Origin of the sequence: Bartonella sp. AP36NXGY (assembly GCF_042195865.1) — a bacterium.
Classification (GTDB): domain Bacteria; phylum Pseudomonadota; class Alphaproteobacteria; order Rhizobiales; family Rhizobiaceae; genus Bartonella.
Map to the genome: position 1 here is coordinate 1 of NZ_JBHIPD010000157.1, position 526 is coordinate 526.

Annotated in this window: 1 pseudogene; it reads left to right on the forward strand. The window is 40.1% G+C overall.

Annotated features, from left to right (window positions below):
- Positions 1-144: pseudogene (locus ACFINX_RS10415) on the forward strand (late control protein); the annotation flags it as partial.
- Positions 145-526: the final 382 nt, after the last annotated feature.

Genomic DNA, 526 nt, shown 5'->3' on the forward strand with positions numbered 1-526 from the left:
GGGTTTCGTGGGCAAATCAATGGACCATGGAAAGCTGCAACCGTCACCCACCGCTATGAAAAACAAAGCGGATACACAACAGAAATCACACTCGAGGCACCAAACAAGGGAAAAGAGGCAGGAGAAAAGGAAACCTCTGAGTGACAGAAAATCAAAGGGACAACTTGACCCTTTGATCGGTCGTGATGAGGAATAGGTGCAACTTGCACCAATTGCATGAGTACAGCAATAGGGTATTGTTTACCCAATTCCTAAAAGGAGCAATGGTGCAAACATTGCACAATTGCAGACTGAAGAGCAATTTGGTCAAGTTGACCGAATTCCTTAAACGCTTCTCTTATTTAATAATGTCCTGAATAATGTGCTTAGGATACAGAAAAATCATCAGTCAATTTATGCTAAAAGAGGTGAACACATCTTATATACGCTGCTTCTCAAATAATACGATTCCAACTCAATGATTGATCATCTCAAATTGCGATTTTGAGCAGAAAAGAAAAAGAGGCTTTAAATGATCTTTGAAAGG